The sequence below is a fragment of the Streptomyces sp. NBC_00513 genome, from assembly GCF_041431415.1.
Lineage (GTDB): Bacteria > Actinomycetota > Actinomycetes > Streptomycetales > Streptomycetaceae > Streptomyces.
In genome coordinates, this window is record NZ_CP107845.1 from 4,470,429 (window position 1) to 4,492,346 (window position 21,918).

Here is a 21,918-nt window from a genome sequence, read left to right on the forward strand (position 1 = left end):
TCACGGCTCGTGTCACCCACAGGAGTGGCGATGAAATGCATTACCTGGAACCCGTGAAACACATGACACCGGACCGCGATTTTGGGCCCCAGGCCACCGCCCGGAAGTACCCCGCTCGACGGAGCGACCTGGTCACCGGGCACCGCATGTACACGGTCCAACTCTCCTCCTCGATCGGAGACTTCCATGGACGCAACCGTAACTCCGTCCTGGGCCTACACCCTCCGTCTTCCCCACGATCCGCGGGCCGCCGGCATCGCCCGCAGTACCCTGCGCGCCGTGCTGCGGGGCCACGGGATGGCGCGGCTGACCGACACCGCCGAGCTGTTGACCAGCGAGCTGGTCTCCAACGCCTACCGGCACTCCCGCGGTCCCTGCGCGCTGCGGGTCCGCGCGATGGCCCCCGAGCGGGTCCGGGTCGGCGTCTGGGACACCAACCCGGCCATCCCGGCGCCCTTCACGAAGGCGCCCGCCCCGCCCGGCCCCGACGCCGAGGACACCGACGACACCGACGCCGAGGACGGGCGCGGGCTGCTCCTCGTACGGCTCTGCGCGGAGCGCTACGGCGCGTACCGGCTCGACGGCGCGCACCGCGGCAAGCTGCTCTGGGTCGAGTGCGGACCCTAGGGAGGAGGTCGCGGCAGGTCAGGCCTCGATGCGGACCCACGTGTCACCGGCGCGCAGCACCAGCGTGCCGTCCCGGCCCTGCCCGCAGTGCATGACCACGTGGCCGGGCAGCCGCTGCCGGTCCCGACCGGTCACCGCACACGTCCCGTTGTCGCGCAGCTCGATCCGTACGACCTCGGTCCACGGCCGGTCGTGTTCCCGCGAGGTCAGCACGGCCCGGTCGCCGCGCACGGCGAGGCCGTCCACCCTCCGCAGGGGAGTGGGCCAACTCCTCGTCTCGCCCGTGGCGGGGGTGATCCGGGTCAGGTAGGTGCCCGAGCGGCAGTACCAGGCCGTCCAGACGTACGCGCCGTCCGTGGCGGCCGTGGAACCGTTGACGGGCCCTTCGGGGAAGGGTTGCCGAGGTGACCAGAGGGCGCGACCGTCGGGGCCCCACCCCGCCAGGGCGCCCCGGGACTCGGGGTGGCTGCCGAAGATGCCCTCGTCGCCGTACGCGGTCCAGATGTTTCCGTCGGGGGACGCCGAAGGCCCCGTCCGGCGGGCCGGGCGGGGCCTTCGAAGTGTCGAGCGGCGCGTCAGCCCTTGCTGACCGCCACGAGGATCTCCGGGAGCTTGCGGGACACCGCGGGGGCGGCGATGCGCACGCCCGCCCACGTGGTCAGGGTGCCCCAGGCGATGCCCAGCGGCAGCAGGATCCAGGTCAGGGACTGTTGGTCCGTCGCCCCGAGGTAGATCGTGAGGGCGATCATCGGCGCACAGATCACGGCCGAGACCAGCACGCCGCCGAAGATCCCCATCCAAGCCAGGCCGGCCTGGCCCGGGACGACGTTCTTGAAGGCCCCGTCCGTCGGGATGGAGTACGCGAAGTGCGCCGAGGCCAGCGAGCCCGTGCACATCATCGAACCCACCAGCGCCAGACACATGCCCAGACCGGCCGGGAACGCGTTCCAGTCGCCGAGCAGCCAGGCGGTGACGGCCGTGACCAGCACCGTGTACGGGACGGTGATCAAGGCCAGCGCGTAGGCGCGGGCCCGGAGTTCGACGAACGCGTCACGCGGGGACGAGATGGTCTGGGCGACCATCCAGAACGCCGAGGTGTCCTGACCGAACTGGTTGTACATCTGGACGCCGAGCATGCCCGCGCCGAAGCAGGAGAGGTACACGGAGCCGGTGCCCTGGAGGGCGTTGAAGACCGGCACGATCAGGCCGATGGCCAGCGCCGACGCCCAGGACGCCTTGGTCTTCGGGTCGCGGATCGCGTAGCGCAGGCTGCGCTGCATGACCGCGCCCGTGCGGCCCGCCGGCAGGAAGGCCCAGACTCCGCCGTCACCGCGGTCACCGCGGTCCTTGTGCGGCTCGGCCGCCGCGATGGTGGAGCCGTCCGGGGTCACCATCAGCCTGGTCAGGCTGCGCTCCCAGAACCAGATCAGCGCGGCCAGGGCCACGAGCGTGAGGGCCAGTTGGGCGGCGGCGACCGCGTAGTCGCCGTCGCTCACCGAGTCGACCATGCCGACCGCCGTCGCCGGCGGCAGCCAGCGCACCACGGCCTCGGCCGGCTCCAACTGCGTCAGGCCGCCGGCCTGGAACAGCCGCTGGCTCGCGAAGTTCGCCACCTGCGCGCCGATCGCGATCAACAGGCCGCTGAGCAGGGCCAGGTCGCGTCCCTTGCGGCTGGACAGGAGCCGCACGTTGGCCGTGGCCACCGCGCGGGCCAGCGCGACGCAGCCGAGGAGCAGCAGCGGGACGGCCACCACGGCGGCCGCCACTCCCGCGGCGCCCCGCGCGACGGCGACCACCGAGCCGATGGCCAGGCAGAGCGTGAACAGGGGGCCGATGCCCACCAGCGAGGAGGCCAGCAGGGCCCGTACGAGCGGACGCGGGTGCAGCGGCAGCATGACCAGCCGACTCGGGTCGAGGGTCTCGTCGCCGGTCGGGAAGAACAGCGGCATGAAGGCCCAGCCGAGCGCCAGGATCGCCGCGAGCAGCACCACGACGGTGCCGGCGTGCGTGTGCCCGTGCAGCAGGGACAGGCCCAGCGTCATGAAGAACGCGACGACGAGCGCGAAGACGAGGCTGGAGATCCAGACGGCCTTGCGCTTCGAGGAGCCCTTCAGGCCGTTCTTCAGCAGGGACAGCTTGAGCCGCACGAACAGCGGGGTCAGGGAGACGGCGTGGGTCGCCGCGGTGGTGGGGGCGGTGACGGAGGCGGTGGCGGTCATCGGGCGCCGCCCAGCCAGTCCAGGGAGTCGCCGGAGGCGCGATCCTGGGCGCCGACGAGCCCGAGGAAGGCGCTCTGGAGGGACGGCGCGTCGCCCCGTACGTCGGCCAGCGGGCCCGCGGCGCGGATCCGGCCCGCGACCATGACGGCCACCCAGTCGCACAGCGACTCGACCAGCTCCATCACGTGGGAGGAGAAGATCACGGTGGCGCCGGACGCGGTGTAGCGCTCCAGCACGCCGCGGATGGTCTGCGCCGACACCGGGTCCACACCCTCGAACGGCTCGTCCAGGAAGAGAACTTCGGGGTTGTGCAGCAGCGCGGCCGCGAGGCCGATCTTCTTGCGCATGCCCGTCGAGTAGTCCACGACCAGTTTGTGCTGGGAGCCCGCGAGGTCCAGCACGTCGAGCAGCTGCGTCGCCCGCTTGTCGGTCTCCTCGCCCGGCAGGCCGCGCAACCGGCCCATGTAGCCGAGGAGTTCACGTCCGGAGAGTCGCTCGAACAGGCGCAGCCCCTCGGGCAGGACGCCGATCCTCGACTTCACCTCGACGGGGTCGGCCCAGACGTCGTGCCCCGCGACGAGGACACGCCCCGCGTCGGGGCGCAGCAGACCCGTGATCATCGACAGGGTGGTGGTCTTGCCCGCACCGTTGGGTCCGACGAGCCCGATGAACCGGCCCGCCGGGATCTCCAGGTCGATGCCGGAGACGGCCACCTGCTCGCCGAACCGCTTCCACAGTCCCTCGATGCGTACGGCGGCGTGCGGCGCGGATCGCACGCCACCCGTCCCGCCGTCCGTCCTGCTCGTCGTGGCGTCAGCCTGGTCGGGCATGCGCGTGCCTCTCGTTCCGTTCCCCGTGGTCCTACGTTCCTCACCATAGGAGGAGGGGGAGAGGCGGCAGCAGTTACTTATGTCATGAACTTCTCGGAGAATTCCGCGGTGCGCTCAGGCGGTGCGCAGGTCCCGGGCGTGACTGCCGCACGCGTACGCGAGGGCGTCGATCAGTTCCTCGGTGTCCGGCAGCCACCGGTTGGCGGGCGTGGGCTTGCGGGCCCACTGCACCGAGCCCCGGCCGCCGAAGCGGGTGGGCGGCGCGGCCACGTACTCGCCCTCGCCCCGGGCGGCCAGGTCGATCGCGGCGGGCGACCAGCCCGACTTCCGTACGAGCTCCGGCACCTTCACGCCGGCGCCCGGCAGGACGAAGAAGAGCATCCGGTGGTCGGGGGTGAGGGCGACCGGCCCGAGGGTGCGCTGCATGCGTTCCAGTCGGGCCAGGGCCAGGAAGCCGGCGGAGTCCGGGACGTCCAGCGCGTCGAACGTGCGCCCCGTCGGCATCAGGATCGAGGCCTCGGGCTGCTTCGCCCAGATCCGCCGGACCTGCACCGCGCTCCCGGTGGCCTGTGCGGCCCAGTCCTTCACCGTCGGGTGGGCGCCGGGCGCCGCGCAGTCCGCGGTTCCGCAGGAGCAGATCTCCCGGCCGTCGGCCGCCTCCAACCAGGTGCCGGCGAAGACATCCCAGTGCCGTTCTTCCGCGTACCGCACGGCATGGTCCAGCAGCTGCTTGCCGCGCTGCTTGGGGATGGGTGCGGTCTCCGTGACTCCGATGGTCTCTTCCACGCCCATCACAACTCTCGCGATCACCTGGGGTTACGGGCGTAAACCGGCCCGTGGACGGAACATCGATCCTGCATACGGGGCGCACCGGTGCATGGGCGGGGGCGCGTGGGAGGTCGGGGCGCGGTCCGCGGGTAGCCACGCAACGCAGAGGGGAAGATTCTCCGCACATCAGGCGGGAAGTGATCATTCCTACGCTCTCCCGCGGCTTCAGGGGGTTTTTCATGGCAGCCAGGCCTCTCGTCGCCCGTCAACCGAACGAACGGTTGCAGGCGCTCATCCAGGAAGCCGGGTGCTCCAACGCCGGGCTCGCCCGGCGCGTGAACATGTGCGGGGCCGAGCACGGCCTCGATCTGCGCTACGACAAGACCTCCGTGGCCCGATGGCTGCGCGGCCAACAACCGCGCGGCCGGGCGCCCGGCATCATCGCCGAGGCGCTCGGGCGCAAACTCGGCCGGACCGTCACCATCGACGAGATCGGCATGGCCAACGGCAAGAACCTCGCCTCCGGCGTCGGCCTGCAGTTCTCCCCGACGGTGATCGGTGCCATCGAGCAGGTCTGCGAGCTGTGGCGCAGTGACGTCGGCCGGCGCGACTTCCTCTCCGGATCGAGCGTGGCGGCGTCCGCGCTCGTCGAACCGAGCCGCGACTGGCTGATCACCGGCGCCGACCCGCAGGTGGCACGCAGTGGCGGCTCGCGCGTCGGGATGTCCGACGTGGACGCGGTACGGGCGACCACCGAGGCGCTCAAGGAACTCGACCACCGCTTCGGCAGCGGTCACGTGCGGCCCGTCGTCGTGCACTACCTCAACTCCGTGGTGTCCGGGCTGATCGGCGGCTCCTACCGGGAACCGGTCGGCCGGGCGCTGTTCGCGGAGGTGGCACGGCTGACGGAACTCGCCGGCTACATGGCGGTGGACACCGGCCAGCCCGGCCTGGCCCAGCGCTACTACATCCAGGCGCTGCGTCTCGCCCAGGCCGCGGGCGACCGCGCGTACGGCGGGTACGTGCTGGCCGCCTCGATGAGCCACCTCGCGGCCGAGCTGGGCAATCCCCGGGAGATCTCGCAGTTGGCGCGGGCCGCCCAGGAAGGCACGCGGGGGCAGGTCACCCCGCGGGTGGAGTCCATGTTCTACGCGGCCGAGGCGCGCGGGCACGCGCTGATGGGCGACACCCGGGCCACGGCGGTGCTGTCCGGGAGGGCGGTGACGGCGCTGGAACGGGCGGAGCCGGAGACCGGCGACGACCCTTCCTGGATCCGCCACTTCGACCAGTCCTACCTCGCGGACGAACTGGCGCACTGCCACCGGGACCTGGGGCAGGCAGACGCGGCGGCCAGGCGGGCGGAGGAGGCGTTGCGGGGCCTTCCGGAGACCAAGGCCCGCCGCCGGGCCATCGGCATGCTGCTGCTGGCGGCGGCGCAGGTCCAGCAGCGGGAGGTGGAACAGGCATGCCAGACGGCGGCGAAGGCCGCCGACCTCCTCGGGTCGCTGCGGTCGCGGCGCGGAATGGAGTACCTGGAGGACTTCCGGACGAGGCTGGAGCCGTACCGCGACGAGGCCTCGGTGCGGGAATTCGGGGCCCGGCCCGCGGTGCAACCCGCCTGAGGGACCGGCCCCGGGCGGGGTGGGTGAAGTGGAAGGTTCGGGTGGGCCTGCCGGTGACGGCGGATGACCGGGTAGCGTGACCCGACGGTTCCGTAGGTTCGGACAAGTCGGAGAAGGAGTCTCCCGGTGACGCAGAACGGACGAGGGGGCGCCCCCCGGTCAGGGGCGCCGTGGGGTCCGGATCCGGCATATCCGGAGCAGCCGGAGTACCGGGAACAGGACGACTACGCGCTCCAGGACCCGGAGCCGGTGCGGGGACAGGAGTCCCCGCAGCAGCCCCAGCAGCCGCCGGCGCCCCAGCAGCAGTACCAGGACCACCAGGGCTACCAGCAGGCCCCGGCCCAGGAGTACCAGGGCTACCCGCAGGGGCAGCAGTACGGGCAGCAGGAGCCGTACCAGCGGCAGGAGCAGTACTCGCGGCAGGAGCCGTACCCGCAGCAGTACGAGCAGCAGCAGCCCGGGCCCGCCTACGGGTACCCGCCGCAGGAGGACCCGGCGCAGCGGGCCGGCGAGCCCGGCTACGGCTACCCGCCGCCGCTGCACGAGGCCGCGACGCAGTACATCCAGCCCGTCCCCTCCGGTCCGGGTTCCGGTCCGGGGCAGGGTCCCGGTGCCGGTGAGGACGCGACGCAGTACATACCGCCGGTCCCCTCCGGTCCGGGTACGCCGGCGCACGCCGAGGCCGCGACGCAGTTCATCCAGCCCGTTCCCTCGGGTCCGGGTTCCGGTCCGGGGCAGGGTGCCGGTGCCGGTGAGGACGCGACCCAGTACATACCGCCGGTCCCCTCGGGCCCGGGCACGCCCGCGCACGCCGAGGCCGCCACCCAGTTCATCCCGCCCGTCCCGCCCGGGCCGGGGCCCAACGCCGCCGAGGGCTTCGACGGGCTGTTCCGCGGTGACGACGGGACCGCCGGGCACACGCAGCACCTGCCGCCGATCCAGGAGCCGGTGCTGCGACAGCAGCCGCCCCGGCCCCGTCCGCCGCGCGGGCAGGGCCCCCAGGGTCCCGGCCGCCCGATGCCGCCGCAGTACCAGCAGCAGCCTCACGCCCAGCACGCCCCGCCGCCCCCGCCGCCGCCGGCCGGTCGCAAGGTGTCGCCGGCGGTGATCGCCGCCGTGATCACGGGCCTCGTGGTGGTCGGACTCGGCGTCGGCGCGCTGTTGTCGGACGGCAAGGCGCAGAACACGGACCCGGGCGCGGAGCCCGCCGCCCCGACCGGTACCGGAGGGTCGGCCGCGGCGGTCGGGGAGGCTCCGGTCGACCCGGCCCGCCCCCAGGCCGTACAGCTCGACAAGCTGCTCGCCGAGAGCAACGACAGCAGGGCCGCCGTGATCAAGGCCGTCGAGGACATCAAGGGCTGCGCCAACCTCGGACAGGCTGCCGGCGACCTGCGCGCCGCGGCCCTCCAGCGCGAGCAGTTGGTGACCAAGCTCCAGGACCTCAAGATGGACAAGTTGCCGAACCACGCGAGGCTCGCCGCCTCCCTCACCAAGGCCTGGAACGCGTCGGCGGAGGCCGACAACAGCTACGCGGCCTGGGCGGACGACGTGGACCACGACAAGGGCAACTGCAAGGACGGCAAGGCCAAGACCACCGCCAACGCCGGCAAGGGCAACGCGTCGAGCGGCGAGGCGACGAAGGCCAAGCAGTCGGCCGCGGCCATGTGGAACTCGATCGCGGGCAAGTACGAGCTCACCAAGCGGGACAAGTCGCAGCTCTGATCCGGGCCGCCCGTACGCGCACGCCGGAGAGCGCGTACGGGTACGGGCGAACCGCCGGGATCAGGTCGCGCGGGGGGCCTGCTCCAGCGTCGAGGTCATGTCCAGGGTCTGTTCGCCGGGCTGGGCGACGAGTCGCCCCGACCGGACGATCTGGAAGGTGACCCGGCCGTTCGAGATCCGGGGGAAACCGGCGACGGCGCGCAGGTCCTGGTAGCGCCAGCTCAGGTCGGGGGTGAGGCCGCCGGTCTTGACGCTCTCGGCCTGGTTGAGGGCGCGGGTGAGCCGGCGCGCGGTGACGTCCTCGCCCCGGTCCAGGCGCCGCACCATCTCGTTCAGCACGGAGTAGGCGATCCAGGTGGTCTGCGCTCCGCTGTCGTCGGGGTCGAGGGTGTCGTCGCCGAAGGCCTGCTCGGAGATGACCTTGCGCATGGGCTCCCACAGCGGGTCGGTGGACACCGGGTACCAACTGGTCAGGTAGGCGCCCTCGAAGGGGCTGTCCTTGCCGCCGGTGCGGTCCACCAGGGACTGGCTGACGCTGCCGAGCACGGAGGAGATCTGCGCCTTCGCGTGCCGGCCGTCGGAGCGGCGGAAGGCGTCGAAGAAGGTCTCGGTGCGCTCGCCGAGCACGGCCGCGACGCAACTGCGGTCCTTGCCGGTGGAGACGTTGGCGAGCGCCTCCCGGGCCTGCGGGGCGAAGTCGGCGGAGTCCTCGGCGGCCCGGATGTCGGCGGCCTCGGGCACGTTGTTGGCCTTGAGGCCGGCGTTGAGCAGTACCGGCAGGGCGTCGCCGGCGAGGGTGTCGGGGCGGACCAGGGACACCTTGGAGCAGGCGCGGCCCAGTTGGTGGCCGGCGCCGGCGAGGAGGACGGGCTGACCGCCGTTGACGGGGTAGGACAGGGGGCTCTGGAACTCCTCGGAGGAGACCCCGTACCCGCCGATGAAGGGGATGCCCTCGGCCTCCAGGGGGGCCATGTAGGCGCGGCCGTGCTGGCTGTACGAGCCGACGACCGCGACGGCCTTCTCGGCGATGGCCTCGCGCGCGCAGTCGGCGGCGCCGGTGGGGGTGTTCTTCTCGTTGCAGGTCAGGACGCGCAGCTTGTGGCCGTTGATGCCGCCCTTGGCGTTCACCCAGCGTTCGTACGCCTTGGCCATGCCGGGCATTCCCGGCATGTTGGTGGCTTTGGTGCCCATCGGGGCGAACGTCATGACCGTGAGGGCGCCCCCGGATTCCCCCGCGTCCCCGGGGGGCGTCCCGCAGCCCGCGACGAGACACGCGCCCATCGCCGTGGCCAGGAAGGTGCGGGTGAGGGTCGCCGTGCGTCGCCGATTGGTCATGTCCACGCACCATTCCGCCCCACGGGGAACTGGAGAGTGAGGTGTACACAACATTCGGTGACGCCCGGGTGAATTGCCGGGGCATCCTCGCACGCCCGGGCGCCTCAAGATCGCAGGTGGGGGGAACGTACGATCGAAAGCGTGACATTCGCCCAAGGTTCGAAGAACTCTTCCCGCCGCGGCGGCCGCTCCTCCACCATGGGCGGCATGCCCCTCAACGACATGCCGTGGTGGCGCTGGCGCGCCAATGTGCGCTCGGCGCTGCACATGCTCTCCGACCCGGCCTTCCAGGAGGAGGTCTGGTCGACCGGCGTCGAAGGCTACGGCGACGTCACCGATGCCGTGTACCGGCTCGTCGAGGACACCTGGCTCGACAGCTGGTCCGCCGAGAAGTACGTCGGCACGATCTTCCGCGACTCCGCCGAGGCGGCCGTCGTGGACCTCGCCGTGCTCCGCGTACTGCGGATCCTGCACCAGGTCGGACCGGACGCGCCCGTGTCGACGTACCTGGAACACCACGCCTGGCCCGAGGCGGTACGCGCCGCCCGCGAGGCCCACGTACGGCTCGCCGCGGCGGACGCGGACGACCCCGACGTACCGCCGACGTCGCTCGACGTGCTGAGGATCCTCACCCGCGCGGTGTGAAAGGCTGTCGGGTCATGAGCGCAGACCCGCAGCAGCAGCCCCAGCAGTACGTCCTGACCCTGTCCTGCCCGGACAAGCAGGGCATTGTGCACGCCGTGTCCAGCTACCTGTTCATGACCGGATGCAACATCGAGGACAGCCGACAGTTCGGCGACCGTGACACCGGTCTCTTTTTCATGCGGGTGCACTTCACGGCGGACTCGCCGGTCACGGTGGACAAGCTGCGGGCCAGCTTCACCGCGATCGGGGACTCCTTCCGGATGGACTGGCAGATCCACCGCTCCGACGAGCGCATGCGGATCGTCCTGATGGTGTCGAAGTTCGGCCACTGCCTCAACGACCTCCTCTTCCGGTCCAGCATCGGGGCGCTGCCGGTCGAGATCGCGGCCGTCGTGTCGAACCACACCGACTTCGCCGAGCTGGTCGGCTCGTACAACGTGCCGTTCGTGCACATCCCCGTGACGAAGGACACGAAGGCCGCCGCCGAGGCGGAACTGCTGGAACTGGTCCGCGCCGAGCGGGTCGACCTGGTCGTCCTCGCGCGGTACATGCAGGTGCTGTCGGACACCCTGTGCAAGGAGCTGAGCGGGCGGATCATCAACATCCACCACTCGTTCCTGCCGAGCTTCAAGGGCGCCAAGCCCTACCACCAGGCGCACGCCCGGGGCGTGAAGCTGATCGGCGCGACCGCGCACTACGTGACGGCCGACCTCGACGAGGGGCCGATCATCGAGCAGGAGGTCGAGCGGGTCGGCCACGAGGTCACGCCGGACCAGCTGGTGGCCATCGGTCGGGACGTGGAGTGCCAGGCGCTGGCGCGGGCCGTGAAGTGGCACAGCGAGCACCGCGTCCTCCTGAACGGCACCCGCACGGTCGTCTTCGCCTGACCCCTGCCGCTCCGCTGCGCGGGCACTACGGGCGGGCCATTTCAGCCTCGCCGGCGTTTGAGGCGCGGGTCCGGGCGGAGCCCGGTGCTTGGCGGAGCCGGGGTCACCTGGGGCTCCGCCCCAGACCCCGCGCCTCAAACGCCGGCGGGGCTGGGTGTGCCGGACCCCGGCGGGGCTGGGTGTGCCGAGACCGCCGGCGAGGCTGAGGGTGCCGGGACCGCCGGCGGGGCCTAGAGGCGGCTGAGGGAGGCTGCCGCGAAGAGGACGTCGCGGATGGCCTCGCGGTCGCCGTGTTGTCCGGCGGCCGCCTCCTCCGGGGAGATGTGGCCCGCGGCCAGTTGGCAGAACTCGGTGCCCTCCAGGGCGACGTGCGCGACGGTGTGTTCCGCCGACGGCTTCGCCGCCGGCGAGTCCAGCGCGATGTCCCAGCCGCCACCGCCCGCTCCCTCGATCTCCAGGTGCAGGGTCCGACCGGGCGCCCCCGCCGCGACCAGTCCGCGTGCCGGTGCCGCCAGTCCGGCCCGGCGCCGCTCGGCCAGCGCGCCGGGCAGCAGGCGCGCCGCGAGGTCGATCATCTGGTGCAGGTGCGGTGCGGACGGGGCCTCGTACGGATAGTCGACGGCCTCCGCGATGTCCCAGGCGTGCACCCAGCACTCGAAGGCCCGCTCCAGGAAGGCGTCCGCGAGGGGCAGCGCGAAATGCCCGTAGTCCACGGCCAGCTCGGCGACGCCGCGGCCCGCGAAGGAGACCGTACGGATCAGGGTGTGCCCCTGTTCCCGCCACGGCTCGCGGACCTGGCGGGTCGTCGGGTGGGGGTGGGAGTTCCAGAAGTGCTCCGTACGATCCGTCGGGTCGCCCGGTGGTGCCTGCGGGCCCAGCGGGTCGTCCAGCCCGAGGGCCGCGGCAACGAGCCCGTCCACCGTCAGGAGGTGCCCGATCACCCCGGCGACCGTGGTCCGGCGCGTCTTGCGCCGCTCCTCCTCGAACCACTTGAGCCGCACCGGGGTGTGCCACTCCGCGTCGCCGAAGTCCCGCAGCAGCGCGTCGAGCCGTGCCGTCTCGGTGTCGTACGGCGTCGCCCACGTCGGTACCGGAATGCGGGCGGGGCGCCTGCCCAGGCAGTCCTCCAACACCCGCGACCGCAGCAGCGGCTTGAGGTCCAGGGTTTCCTCGGGCTGCAACAGGCCCACGGCGTCCCGCAGCCTCAGGGCCTCCTCGGCGCAGGGCGCGCACTCGGTGAGGTGGTCCTCCACGGCCCGGGTCTCCTCGGCCGAGCAGGCGGCCAGCGCCCAGGCGCCGAGCAGGGATTTCAGCAGGGCGTGCGTGGGCGGCGGGCCGGGCACCGCGAGGTCCTCGGCCGAGGGTTCGGCCGACGGCTCGGGCGGCGGTGGTTCCGACGACGGGTCCGCCGAGGGGTCCGCCGAGGGCTCCGACGGTGGCGACTGCTCGGGCAGCGGGAGCCGGGACGGCTCGCGCGCCGGCGGCGGCGTCCGGTCCGGTGCGGGTTCGGGCGACTCCCGGGGCAACGGGTCCGGCGCGTGCCGCGGATCGAGGTCGTCGGCGGGCCCGCGGGGGCCGGGTATCCACGCGGAACCGCTCACGGGCCGCTGGTAGCCGTCGGGAAAGTCTTCGGGGAACTCTTCGGCGGGACCGGTCATCGGGGCGTTCCATATCCGGGCGGGCCGTATCCGGGCGGTGAGGCGCCTTCCCGGGGGAGGACGTTGGCGGTCGACAGCAGTTGCAGCCCGAGCCGCAACCGGCGGCGCGCCTCGTCCTCGCTGATCTGCAGGTCGGCGGCGGCCTGCCGGTAGTCGCGGCGTTTGAAGTACGCGAGTTCCAGGGCGGCTCGCAGGGAAGCGGGCATGGAGGTGACGATGTAGTCCGCGCGGGCGGCGGCGTTGGCGGTGCGCACCTTCTGCTCCAGTTCCTCACGGGATCCGCGGCCCAGTTCGGCCTGGCGCAGCCGATCCACGGCCTGGCGCTGGGTGACGCGGGCGACCCAGGAACGCATGGAGCCCTGCTTGGGGTCGTAGGCGTCCGGGTTCTCCCAGATGTAGCCGAACACCTCGCGGGTGATCCGGTCCGCGCCCGTCTCGTCGCCCAGGACGCGGTGGGCCAGGCCGTGGACCAGCGAGGCGAACCGGTCGTAGAGCTCGCCGAGCGCCGCGGCCTCGCCCCGGGCGAGTCGTTGCTGCATGCGGCGGTCCCAGCGCGGTGGTACGTCCTTCGGCATACTGCCCCCAGCCGTGTGTCGACTCATCGAATGTAGTGGGCACATGGGGGTGTGCGCCTCTTTTGGGGGAAGCGGGTCTCGTGGGAGTGCCCTGCGTGATAGGCCCGTCGCTCGTGGTCGTCGGCGAAAAGTGACTCCGGTACGTGACACCCGTAAGGGCACGCCGATTGGCACACACATGCGCGCCCCGCCGCGCTCCCCGTGCGCGGGTTCGATGCGGCCACCTCCTTGACCGCTTCGCTTAACGCGCAGGCCACGGAGGCCTTACGCTCCTGCCTTGTCTTGAACTGCACCTCAACTGCACCCCATCGCACATGTGAAGGCGGAACGCCGAATATGGACAGCGCAGAATACGAGCGCAAGATCGCCGCCCGATTCGCCACCTTCGACCAGGACGGGTCCGGCTATATCGACCGCGAGGACTTCAGCGCGGCCGCGAAGGCCGTGCTGGCCGAATTCGGTACGACGGCACGCTCGGACAAGGGCCAGGCGATCTTCGGCGGAGCCGAGGCGTTCTGGCAGGGCATGGCCGGCATCGCGGACGTCGACGGGGACCAGCGGGTCTCCCGCGAGGAGTTCGTGACGGGCGCGGCGAAGCGGCTGCGGGACAACCCACACCGGTTCGCGGAGATCGCCCGACCGTTCCTGCGGGCGGTGATCGCGGTGGCCGACGAGGACGGCGGCGGCGCCACCCCGGCCGCCGCGGCCCGTGTGCTGAGCGTGCTCGGCACCCCCGTCGAGGTGGCCGGGACGGTCGCCGAGGCGCTGGACGCTGATGGTGACGGCCGCATCTCCGAGGACGAGATCCTGGCGGCCTTCGCGGGCTACTGCGGCGTGGAGGCCCCGGACGCCTGACCGGGCGCCTGACCGGACCCCGGACCCGTGCCACCGGACGTCGGCTCTCGGGACCGCGTCACCGGACGGCTGCCTTCGGCTCCGCGTCTCCGGGCCCCGGCTCTCCGCGGCCGCTTCCTCGGCCGCGTGCCTCGGCCCCGCGTCACCGGGCCCCGGGCCGTCGGGCCCCGCGTCTCCGGGCCCCGGGCCGTCGGGCCCGCCCGGTGAGGGCGGCCCCGGGGCGGGGCGCGTCCGGGCCGGGGCGCGTCCGTCGCGCGCGCCCTCGTCCCTGCCTCGGGCTGCCGTGTTCGGCGTCCGCTCAGGAGTAGCGCTCGCGGAGCCGGTACTTGAGGACCTTGCGCAGGGCGTCGTTGCGGGGGAGCGCGTCCACCACCTCCAACTGCTCGGGGAGCTTGTGGGGGGAGAGGCCCTGGGCGCGGAGATGGCCCGTCACGTCCACCAGCGTCAGGGGGGTCGTGCCGGGGGGTTGTTCGACCACCGCGCAGACGCGCTCACCGCGCTCGGGGTCCGGCAGCCCGATGACGGCGACGTCCGCGACGGCGGGGAGTTCGTGGAGGAGGTCCTCGATCTCCTTCGCGGAGATGTTCTCGCCCTTGCGGATGATGACGTCCTTGCTGCGCCCGGTGAGCACGAGGTGGCCGTCCGGGGTGAGGTGCCCCAGGTCGCCGGTGACGAGGTAGCCGTCGGCGTCGAAGGCGTCGGCCGACTGCTCGCGGTCCAGGTAGCCCTGGCAGACGGCCTCGCCGCGCAACCGGACCTCGCCGTCCTCGTTCGCGGGGAGCGGCGTCCCGTCGGGTGAGGTGATGCGGATCGACATCGTCGACGGGGGGCGGCCCTCGGTGGTCGCGAGGTTGTCGGGGGTGTCGTCGGGCGAACCCATGGTGATCATGGGGACCTCGGTCATGCCGTAGCCGTGGGTGAGTTGGCAGCCGAGTTCGCGCACCACCGCGTGGTAGATCTCCGGAGGTTTGGGGGCGCCGCCGCCCGCCAGGAGGCGGATGGTGGGGATGAGCCTGCGGTCGGGTCGCTTGCGCTGCTCCGTGAGGAACATGGAGTAGAAGGCGGTCGAGCCGCCCGCGACGGTGACCCCGTGGCGCCGGTACCCGTCCAGTGCGCCGGGCATCGCGAACTTCTCGAACAGGACCGCCGGGAACCCGTACAGCAGCAGCATGACGGTGTAGTCCGGGCCGGCGATGTGGGCGAACGGGAACGCCATCGAACCCACGTCGGTCGGGGTCAGGTGCAGGGCGTGGGCCAGGCAGGAGCCGCCCGCCATCAGCGAGCGGTCGGTGTGCAGAACGCCCTTGGGGTCCGAGGTGGTGCCGGAGGTCCAGTAGATCCAGCGCACGTCGGTTCCGGACCCGGGTGGCGGCGGGAGGGTCGAGGGGTCGCCCGCGGGGAGGGAGTCGTAGGCCTCGAAGATCCCGCGGGCGCCGAGCCGTTCGGCCATCGCGGTGTGGTCGAAGCCCCGCCAGACGCCGGGGACCGCGAAGTACTCCGCCTTCGACTCCCGGAGCGCGAAGCCGACCTCCCGGTCGCGGTAGAAGGGGATGACCGGCGACTGGACGGCGCCGAGGCGGGCGAGGGCGACCGAGAGCAGGACGGTCTCGATGCGGGTGGGCAACTGCCAGGCGACGACCGTGCCCGCGCGCACGCCCTTCGCGTACAGACCGGCGGCCACCTCCTCGGAGCGGTCGCGGAGGGCGCCGAAGGTGAGGGAACGGTCGTCTGCGGGGTCCTCGGCGGCCTCGATGAGGACCGGGGTGTCGGGGGTGAGGGCCGCCCGGCGGTCGACGAGTTCCCACAGGGTCCGGGAGCGGGCGAGCTCGATGGCGGTGGCGGTGGCGGTGGCGTTGGCGGCCGGGGGCGCGCCGGTCGTGATGGTCCTGCCGCCGTCCGTGCCCGTGCCCGTGCCGCCGTCCGTGCCCGTGCCCGGGTGCGTGCCCGGGGCCGCGTCGGAGCGTGTTCCCGGGCCCGTACCGGTGCCCGTGCCGGTGCCCGTTTCTGTGTCCGTCATCCCGGACCCCCCTTTAACTGACGGCTAGTCAGATCCAGCGCAGAGCGTAGGGCTCGGGCGCTTGTCGGTCCAGGGGTGGCGGGGCTAGCTTGTTTCTGACGATCCATCAGATAGGGCGAGGGGACACCATGGAACTGCCTCGGATCATCAGCGTCGACGACCACGTGATCGAGCCCGCGCACCTCTTCGACGTGTGGCTGCCCGCCAAGTACCGCGACCGCGGCCCCAAGCCGCTGACCGCCGGCATCGGCGAACTCGCCTACACGGGCGGCAAGTACGTGATCACCATGGACCCCGACGGCCCGCCGACGGACTGGTGGATCTACGAGGACCTGAAGTTCCCGTACAAGCGCAACATCGCCGCCGTCGGCTTCGACCGCGACGACATGACCCTGGAGGGCATCACCCGCGAGGAGATGCGCCGGGGCTGCTGGGACCCCAAGGCGCGGCTCGCCGACATGGACCTCAACCACGTCGAGGCCTCGCTCTGCTTCCCGACCTTCCCGCGCTTTTGCGGCCAGACCTTCGCGGAGGCGCACGACAAGGAGGTCGCGCTGGCCTGTGTGCGCGCCTACAACGACTGGATGGTCGAGGAATGGTGCGGCGACAGCGGCGGCCGACTGATCCCGCTGTGCATCATCCCGCTCTGGGACATCGACCTCGCCGTCGCCGAGATCCGGCGCAACGCCGCGCGCGGGGTCCGGGCGGTGACCTTCTCCGAGATCCCGACCTACCTCGGGCTGCCGTCGATCCACTCCGGGTACTGGGACCCCTTCTTCGCCGTCTGCCAGGAGACCGGCACCGTCGTCAACATGCACATCGGGTCGTCCTCGCAGATGCCGGCCGCGTCCCCCGACGCGCCTCCCGCCGTGCAGGCCTCCCTCAGCTTCAACAACGCGATGGCCTCGATGATGGACTTCCTCTTCTCCGGGGTCCTGGTGAAGTTCCCGACGCTGAAGCTCGCCTACAGCGAGGGCCAGATGGGCTGGATCCCGTACGCGTTGGAGCGCGCCGACGACGTGTGGCGCGAGCACCGGGCCTGGGGCGGGGTCCGCGACCTGATCCCCGAGCCGCCGTCCACCTACTACTACCGGCAGATGTTCTGCTGCTTCTTCCGCGACAAGCACGGCATCGCCTCGCTCGACGTCGTCGGGCGCGACAACGCGACCTTCGAGACCGACTACCCGCACGTCGACTCGACCTTCCCGCACACCAAGGAGGTCGCCCTCGACCACGTGGAGGGCCTCGACGAGGAGACGGTCTACAAGCTGATGCGCGGCAACGCCATCCGCATGCTGGGGCTCGACCTCGACAAGGGCCTGCGGGCGGAACGCCAGTGGACCTGACCCCCACCGAGGAGGAGCGGGAGTTCCGGGCCCGGCTGCGCGAGTGGCTCGCCAAGGTGCTGCCCGAACTGCCCGCCAAGCCGTCGCCCGACGACTGGCCCGGCCGGCGGGCGTACGACGCGGGCTGGCAGCGCCGGCTGTACGACGCCGGGTACGCCGGACTGCACTGGCCCGTGGACGCCGGCGGGCAGGGCGCCGGCCCGACCCGGCACCTGATCTTCCTGGAGGAGACGGAGCGCGCCGGCGCCCCCTACGTCGGCGCCAACTTCGTCGGGCTGCTGCACGCCGGCCCGACCATCGCCGCCGAGGGCACCGCCGCGCAGCGGGCGCGCTGGCTGCCGCCGGTCCTGCGCGGCGACGAGGTGTGGTGCCAGGGGTTCAGCGAGCCGGGCGCGGGTTCGGACCTGGCGGCGCTGCGGACCCGCGCCGTGCGCGACGGCGACGAGTACGTCGTGACGGGGTCGAAGATCTGGACCTCGCACGCCGAGGTGGCGGACTGGTGCGAACTGCTGGTCAGGACCACGCCCGTGGGCCCGGACACCCCCAAGCACCGGGGGATCACCTGGCTGGCCATGCCGATGGACGCGCCGGGCGTGACGGTCAGGCCGCTGCGGACCCTCGCGGGGTCGACCGAGTTCGCGGAGATGTTCCTGGACGAGGTGCGGGTCCCGGTCGGCAACCGGGTCGGAGCCGAGGACGACGGCTGGCGGGTCACCATGGTGACCCTGTCCTTCGAGCGGGGGACCGCGTTCGTCGGCGAGGTGGTCGCCTGCCGGCGGACCCTCGGGGACCTGGCCCGCACCGCGAAGGCGAACGGGCGCTGGGACGACCCCGTCGTACGGCGTGCCCTGGGGCGCCTCCACGGCGAGTTCGGCGCCCTGTGGCGGCTCACGCAGTGGAACGTCGGCGAATCGGAACGCTCCGGCGGCGTCCCGGGCATCGGGGGCAGCGTCTTCAAACTGGCCTACTCGCACGCCCGGCAGGAGCTGTACGACGTGGCCGCCCAGGTGCTGGGCGCGGGCTCCCTCGTGCTGGACGAGGAATGGGTCCTCGACCGGCTCTCGTCCCTGTCGTACACCATCGCCGCGGGCACCTCGCAGATCCAGCGGAACATCGTCGCCGAGCGGATCCTCGGCCTCCCGAAGGGCCGGTGAGCCGGTGGACTTCCAGCCGACCGAGGAACAGCGGGACCTGCGGGCGGGCGTACGGAACCTGCTGGCCGGACGGTACGGGCGCGAGGCCCTGCGGGCGTCCGTCGAGTCGGGGGTCTGCGTGGACCGGGACCTGTGGCGGGAGCTCGGCGAGGCCGGCTTCTTCGCGCTGCGCCTCCCCGAGGCAGAGGGCGGGGTCGGGCTCGGCCTCCCGGAGGCGGTCCTCGTCTTCGAGGAGGCCGGCCGGGCGCTGGTGCCGGGGCCGCTGGTGGCCACGCACCTCGCGGCCGGGGCGGTCCCCGGGGCGGCGGCCGGGACGGCCGTGGTGACGGCCTCGGACCTGGACGGGTCCCTGGTGGCGCACTGGGGGGAGGCGGACGCCGTGCTCGGGCTGCCGGGGTTCGCCTCGACCCCGGCCGAGCCGGTGCGTTCCGCGGACCCGCTGACCCCGCTGCACCGGGTCGCGTCGGCCCCGATGCCCGGCGACCACAGGGACGAGGGCGCGCTGCTGACGGCCGCGCTCCAGGCGGGGAGCGCCCTGCGGACCCTGGAACTGGCGGTCCGGTACGCGGGGGAGCGCGAGCAGTTCGGCCGCCCGATCGGCTCCTTCCAGGCGGTGAAGCACCTGTGCGCGGAGATGCTGGTACGGGCCGAGCTGGCCCGTACGGCGGTCTACGCGGCGGCGGTGACCGGTGACCCCGCGGAGACGGCGGCGGCGAAGCTGCTGGCCGACGAGGCGGCCGTGCGCAACGCCCGGGACTGCCTCCAGGTGCACGGCGGCATGGGGTTCACCTGGGAGGCCGACGTCCACCTGCACCTGAAACGGGCCTGGGTGCGGGCCGAGCAGTGGCGCACGGCGGCCGAGGCGGAGGAACTGCTGGCGGCGGACCTGCTGGAGGGCGCGGTGCAGCGGGTTCAACGGCGGCCGGAGTGACGGGGGGTGTGCCTCGGTGTAGCGGGGGCCGGGCGGGGTACCCGGGGGATGGCAACCGGAGGGCGGCGTTCGGAAAGGGTCGCGGGTAGCCGGCCACGGGGACCGGTTCGGGGTGCCGGTTCGGTACGACGCGGAGGCACGGGAGGGACGCGGCGGGACGCATGTCTGATTACAGAGAGTTGATATCGGTTTGTGTCCTTCGCCCGGCACATTACGGACCGGAGTCGGGTGCTCGCTCCGGTACGCTCCGACGAATGCGAGCGGTTGAGCGGCGTGAGCGCCGCACAGTATGCACCACGCCTACTCCTTCGCGCGGGAATATGCCCGAAGCGCTTGTTGTGGTGACTGTACGTCAACCATGCTGCTCCGCAAGGGGGTCACGGATCGTGATCCCGTTCCGTCGTGAGGCGAAGTGTCCGCCGGTTCGGATGGTGTGAGCGGTGCAGGTGCTTCAGGTTCAGCTTGAGGTAGGCGCGGACCCCGCCGAGGTCGGCCGGGCACGCCGGTGGGCGCGGTCCAGGCTGGCGGGCTCCGGCATAGGGGACGACGAACCGCTCGCCGAGATCCTGATCCTGCTGATCTCCGAGCTGGTCACCAACGCCGTCGTCCACACCGGCTGTCCGGCGGTGCTGCGGATGCTGTTCGGGGGCCCGGGGGTGCGGGTCGAGGTGGCCGACGCGAGCGACCGGGCGCCGGCCCGCCGGCAGGCGGCCGGAGACGACACGGGCGGGCGCGGCCTGGAGCTGGTGGACGGCCTGGCGGACCGCTGGGGCTGGCAGCCCGAGGGCGCCGGCAAGCGGATCTGGTGCGAGGTCGACCGCGCGGAGAAGGCGGCCGCGGACTGCGCCGCGGACGGCCTCCGGAAACCTTCCGAACATTTTGACCAGAACCGGGAACCCCGCGTGTACCTCTAACGAGGTGTTGACGGTTCGTCACATCTTGATCACTCTGGTGTGGAGCGATTCGTCGCGAGGGGACGCCAAGGGTCCTGCCTTGACGAGTGCGGGTCGTGGGGTGGCGGCTGCCGTGCCGCGCTCGGGGCGTGCATGCGCGTCGCCGCCACCCGCAGGTCGAACCGCTCCGGGGCCCGCGACCGGGCCCCGGAGCGGGTGCCTGGCGGGGCGGTGTCCCGGGACGGTCGAGCGGGAGCGCCTGGTGGGTGGGTCGGGTTCGGTTGGGCGGGAGTGCCGGTGTCAGCCGGTGCTGTCATCGCCGGACGGCAGGCTCGCCGGCAGGATCTCGTCTGTTTCCTCGCCACCCATGGCAGCGAGCAGAAGTTGTCGCGCTTCGTCCAGGCGGCGGGCGTAGTCCGGCAGGAAGACCTCGGGCAGCGTCGTTTCGAGAGTCCCCGAGATCGCGTGGATCCCGGACCAGACCGCACGATCGGGCACGATGCCCGCGAGTCTGTCGGACCGCATCATGACCTCGTGGAGCCAGTGGGACAGGACGAACGCCTGGTCGCGCGTGAGTCTGATGAGCACCGATTCCTCGTCCACGCGGTCACCGTACAGCCGAGGTAGGTCGAATGGCTGCGGGCTGCGGGCTGTCGCATCGACCGGCCAGGGTGGCCGGTCGATGCGACAGGGCCGCAGCGGGCGGCCCGCTGAACCTCCGGATACCCGGGGTCCCCCTTGCGCGCATCGCACTGCGAAGGTCATTGCCCGGGGCGGATAGGGGTGCGATCACAGGCTGCGGACATGTGCTTTGCAGGTGGGGTCCGTCCTGCCCGGGTTCCCACGACTCCGTGACGGAGACACGGGCTATTGCTGCCATCCGCCGTCGTTGATGTCAGCCGTGGATGTCGGCTTCACGCCCGCTTGCGGTCGAGGATGCCGCCCGCGTCGATTGCCCGGGAATTTCCGGGCCAGGAATCCCGTGCTTCTTGAGTGCAGAAATTCTACTGGCGATGGCCTTCGAGAATGCGTCCCATCCCACAGTGGTGGAGGGTTCCGAGAAATTACCACTCCCCATGGGGGCCGTCACGTAGCAGACTCCGTCATACAGTTCGTCCTCAAGGAGCCTCTCGCAGAAAATCCCGCCACGACCCTGGTATGACTTACCGCGCCAGGCATCGTCGACGAGAATCGGCGACTTTGCGATGCGTACCGGACGTCGAGAGTCCTCGTCGTCCTGCATGATGAAAAGGTATCCCAGCCAGGGCTTCTCGGATTCGGGGTAAATCTTGAAGAATGCCCGTCGGACGTCTGTTGCGCTACCTACGGCCTCCTCCACCCGATTGTTGAAATTGTTTCCGTATGAGGGGCCGCCCAACGCCTTGAGCTCGAACGCGGCAACGAGACTTTCGCCCCAGTTGACTACCAGGTCCCATTTCTTCTGAGGTCGGTATGACCCTGGGAGCTCAAGCTGAGATGCAGTTTGGATGCAGCTTTCCGGATATCCGGCATCCCGAAAGAACCCGGCGATCAGATTGACGATCGGGTCGAACTGCTTGCCGCCCCTGACCGATCCTTCCGTTCCCGTTTCTTCGCCAGGATCTGCTCCCGCGGCAACAGCATCGGAATCGCCTTCGGTCGCCGCCACCCTAATGGCCAGATCCTTGGCGTCGGCACTCGCGCCAGGGTTGCCGAGGATTTCTGCGGCCTTCTTGTCCTTTTCCATCTTGGCGATTTTTTTGGCCCGCGCTTTTGCGGCCTGCTCTTCCTTGATTTTCCAGTACGCCGAAATGGCACCTTCGAGGTCCAGGTGGCTGACTGCCAAGATGAACTC

20 protein-coding genes are annotated in these 21,918 nt (G+C 71.7%); 10 read left to right on the plus strand and 10 right to left on the minus strand.

The window, feature by feature from the left end; genetic code table 11:
- The first annotated feature begins 186 nt into the window (after window positions 1-186).
- Window positions 187-627, plus strand: coding sequence for an ATP-binding protein (locus OHA84_RS20705; protein ID WP_266949031.1), 441 nt, complete (start codon window positions 187-189; stop codon window positions 625-627).
- 18 nt (window positions 628-645) lie between these two features.
- Here the strand turns inward: OHA84_RS20705 and OHA84_RS20710 are convergent, their stop codons facing one another.
- From OHA84_RS20710 to OHA84_RS20725, 4 genes are all read right to left on the minus strand, one after another.
- Window positions 646-1,281, minus strand: a complete 636-nt coding sequence (locus OHA84_RS20710; protein WP_266970322.1) for a hypothetical protein — start codon at window positions 1,279-1,281, stop codon at window positions 646-648.
- Window positions 1,203-2,846 carry a hypothetical protein gene (locus tag OHA84_RS20715; protein ID WP_053681000.1) on the minus strand — a complete coding sequence of 548 codons (1,644 nt, stop codon included), beginning with the start codon at window positions 2,844-2,846 and terminating at the stop codon, window positions 1,203-1,205. The genes OHA84_RS20710 and OHA84_RS20715 overlap by 79 nt, the downstream gene beginning before the upstream one ends.
- Window positions 2,843-3,676: an ABC transporter ATP-binding protein gene (locus tag OHA84_RS20720; RefSeq protein ID WP_053680998.1), complete on the minus strand. Its 834-nt coding sequence runs from the start codon at window positions 3,674-3,676 to the stop codon at window positions 2,843-2,845. Before OHA84_RS20720 ends, OHA84_RS20715 begins: the two co-directional genes overlap by 4 nt.
- 114 nt (window positions 3,677-3,790) lie before the next feature.
- The gene (locus tag OHA84_RS20725) at window positions 3,791-4,468 is read right to left on the minus strand and encodes a bifunctional DNA primase/polymerase (RefSeq protein ID WP_266970319.1); all 678 of its coding nucleotides are present in this window, start codon (window positions 4,466-4,468) and stop codon (window positions 3,791-3,793) included.
- 215 nt (window positions 4,469-4,683) lie between these two features.
- Here OHA84_RS20725 and OHA84_RS20730 point away from each other — a divergent pair, with 215 nt between their 5' ends.
- Both OHA84_RS20730 and OHA84_RS20735 read left to right on the plus strand, forming a co-directional pair.
- Window positions 4,684-6,066 carry a hypothetical protein gene (locus OHA84_RS20730; protein WP_053680996.1) on the plus strand — a complete coding sequence of 461 codons (1,383 nt, stop codon included), beginning with the start codon at window positions 4,684-4,686 and terminating at the stop codon, window positions 6,064-6,066.
- 126 nt (window positions 6,067-6,192) lie between these two features.
- Entirely contained in the window at window positions 6,193-7,788 is a 1,596-nt protein-coding gene (locus OHA84_RS20735) for a hypothetical protein (RefSeq protein WP_266970317.1), read from the plus strand.
- Between the two features lie 60 nt (window positions 7,789-7,848).
- Here OHA84_RS20735 and OHA84_RS20740 read toward each other — a convergent pair whose 3' ends face one another.
- Window positions 7,849-9,123: an ABC transporter substrate-binding protein gene (locus OHA84_RS20740; protein ID WP_266970316.1), complete on the minus strand. Its 1,275-nt coding sequence runs from the start codon at window positions 9,121-9,123 to the stop codon at window positions 7,849-7,851.
- 198 nt (window positions 9,124-9,321) lie between these two features.
- On the opposite strand from OHA84_RS20740, the gene OHA84_RS20745 reads away from it, so the two are divergent.
- Together OHA84_RS20745 and purU are read left to right on the plus strand one after the other, a co-directional pair.
- Window positions 9,322-9,768 carry a hypothetical protein gene (locus OHA84_RS20745; protein WP_053680990.1) on the plus strand — a complete coding sequence of 149 codons (447 nt, stop codon included), beginning with the start codon at window positions 9,322-9,324 and terminating at the stop codon, window positions 9,766-9,768.
- A gap of 14 nt (window positions 9,769-9,782) precedes the next feature.
- On the plus strand, window positions 9,783-10,655 hold the full coding sequence (purU, locus tag OHA84_RS20750) for a formyltetrahydrofolate deformylase (protein WP_053680988.1): 873 nt from the start codon (window positions 9,783-9,785) through the stop codon (window positions 10,653-10,655).
- Between the two features lie 230 nt (window positions 10,656-10,885).
- Here purU and OHA84_RS20755 read toward each other — a convergent pair whose 3' ends face one another.
- Both OHA84_RS20755 and OHA84_RS20760 read right to left on the minus strand, forming a co-directional pair.
- Window positions 10,886-12,313, minus strand: coding sequence for a maleylpyruvate isomerase N-terminal domain-containing protein (locus tag OHA84_RS20755; protein WP_266970314.1), 1,428 nt, complete (start codon window positions 12,311-12,313; stop codon window positions 10,886-10,888).
- Window positions 12,310-12,888 carry a sigma-70 family RNA polymerase sigma factor gene (locus OHA84_RS20760; protein WP_053680986.1) on the minus strand — a complete coding sequence of 193 codons (579 nt, stop codon included), beginning with the start codon at window positions 12,886-12,888 and terminating at the stop codon, window positions 12,310-12,312. The genes OHA84_RS20755 and OHA84_RS20760 overlap by 4 nt, the downstream gene beginning before the upstream one ends.
- A gap of 336 nt (window positions 12,889-13,224) precedes the next feature.
- Here OHA84_RS20760 and OHA84_RS20765 point away from each other — a divergent pair, with 336 nt between their 5' ends.
- The gene (locus OHA84_RS20765) at window positions 13,225-13,743 is read left to right on the plus strand and encodes an EF-hand domain-containing protein (RefSeq protein WP_053680984.1); all 519 of its coding nucleotides are present in this window, start codon (window positions 13,225-13,227) and stop codon (window positions 13,741-13,743) included.
- A 298-nt stretch (window positions 13,744-14,041) separates the two neighbouring features.
- Here OHA84_RS20765 and OHA84_RS20770 read toward each other — a convergent pair whose 3' ends face one another.
- A complete protein-coding gene (locus OHA84_RS20770) occupies window positions 14,042-15,760 on the minus strand; it encodes an AMP-binding protein (RefSeq protein ID WP_266970313.1) in 1,719 nt (572 codons plus the stop codon).
- Between the two features lie 128 nt (window positions 15,761-15,888).
- On the opposite strand from OHA84_RS20770, the gene OHA84_RS20775 reads away from it, so the two are divergent.
- The 4 genes from OHA84_RS20775 to OHA84_RS20790 all read left to right on the plus strand — a co-directional run bounded on the left by OHA84_RS20775 (window position 15,889) and on the right by OHA84_RS20790 (window position 20,105).
- Complete coding sequence (locus tag OHA84_RS20775) at window positions 15,889-17,106, plus strand: amidohydrolase family protein (RefSeq protein ID WP_053680982.1); 1,218 nt, start codon at window positions 15,889-15,891, stop codon at window positions 17,104-17,106.
- Window positions 17,097-18,260, plus strand: coding sequence for an acyl-CoA dehydrogenase family protein (locus OHA84_RS20780; protein WP_266970311.1), 1,164 nt, complete (start codon window positions 17,097-17,099; stop codon window positions 18,258-18,260). The genes OHA84_RS20775 and OHA84_RS20780 overlap by 10 nt, the downstream gene beginning before the upstream one ends.
- Window positions 18,261-18,264: 4 nt before the next feature.
- The gene (locus OHA84_RS20785) at window positions 18,265-19,191 is read left to right on the plus strand and encodes an acyl-CoA dehydrogenase family protein (protein WP_266970310.1); all 927 of its coding nucleotides are present in this window, start codon (window positions 18,265-18,267) and stop codon (window positions 19,189-19,191) included.
- A 440-nt stretch (window positions 19,192-19,631) separates the two neighbouring features.
- A complete protein-coding gene (locus OHA84_RS20790; RefSeq protein WP_053680976.1) occupies window positions 19,632-20,105 on the plus strand; it encodes an ATP-binding protein in 474 nt (157 codons plus the stop codon).
- Window positions 20,106-20,384: 279 nt separating this feature from the next.
- On the opposite strand, the gene OHA84_RS20795 is transcribed toward OHA84_RS20790, so the two are convergent.
- Window positions 20,385-20,687, minus strand: coding sequence for a hypothetical protein (locus OHA84_RS20795; RefSeq protein ID WP_266970307.1), 303 nt, complete (start codon window positions 20,685-20,687; stop codon window positions 20,385-20,387).
- A gap of 292 nt (window positions 20,688-20,979) precedes the next feature.
- Window positions 20,980-21,909 carry a PaeR7I family type II restriction endonuclease gene (locus OHA84_RS20800; protein ID WP_266970305.1) on the minus strand — a complete coding sequence of 310 codons (930 nt, stop codon included), beginning with the start codon at window positions 21,907-21,909 and terminating at the stop codon, window positions 20,980-20,982.
- Between the last annotated feature and the right edge of the window lie 9 nt (window positions 21,910-21,918).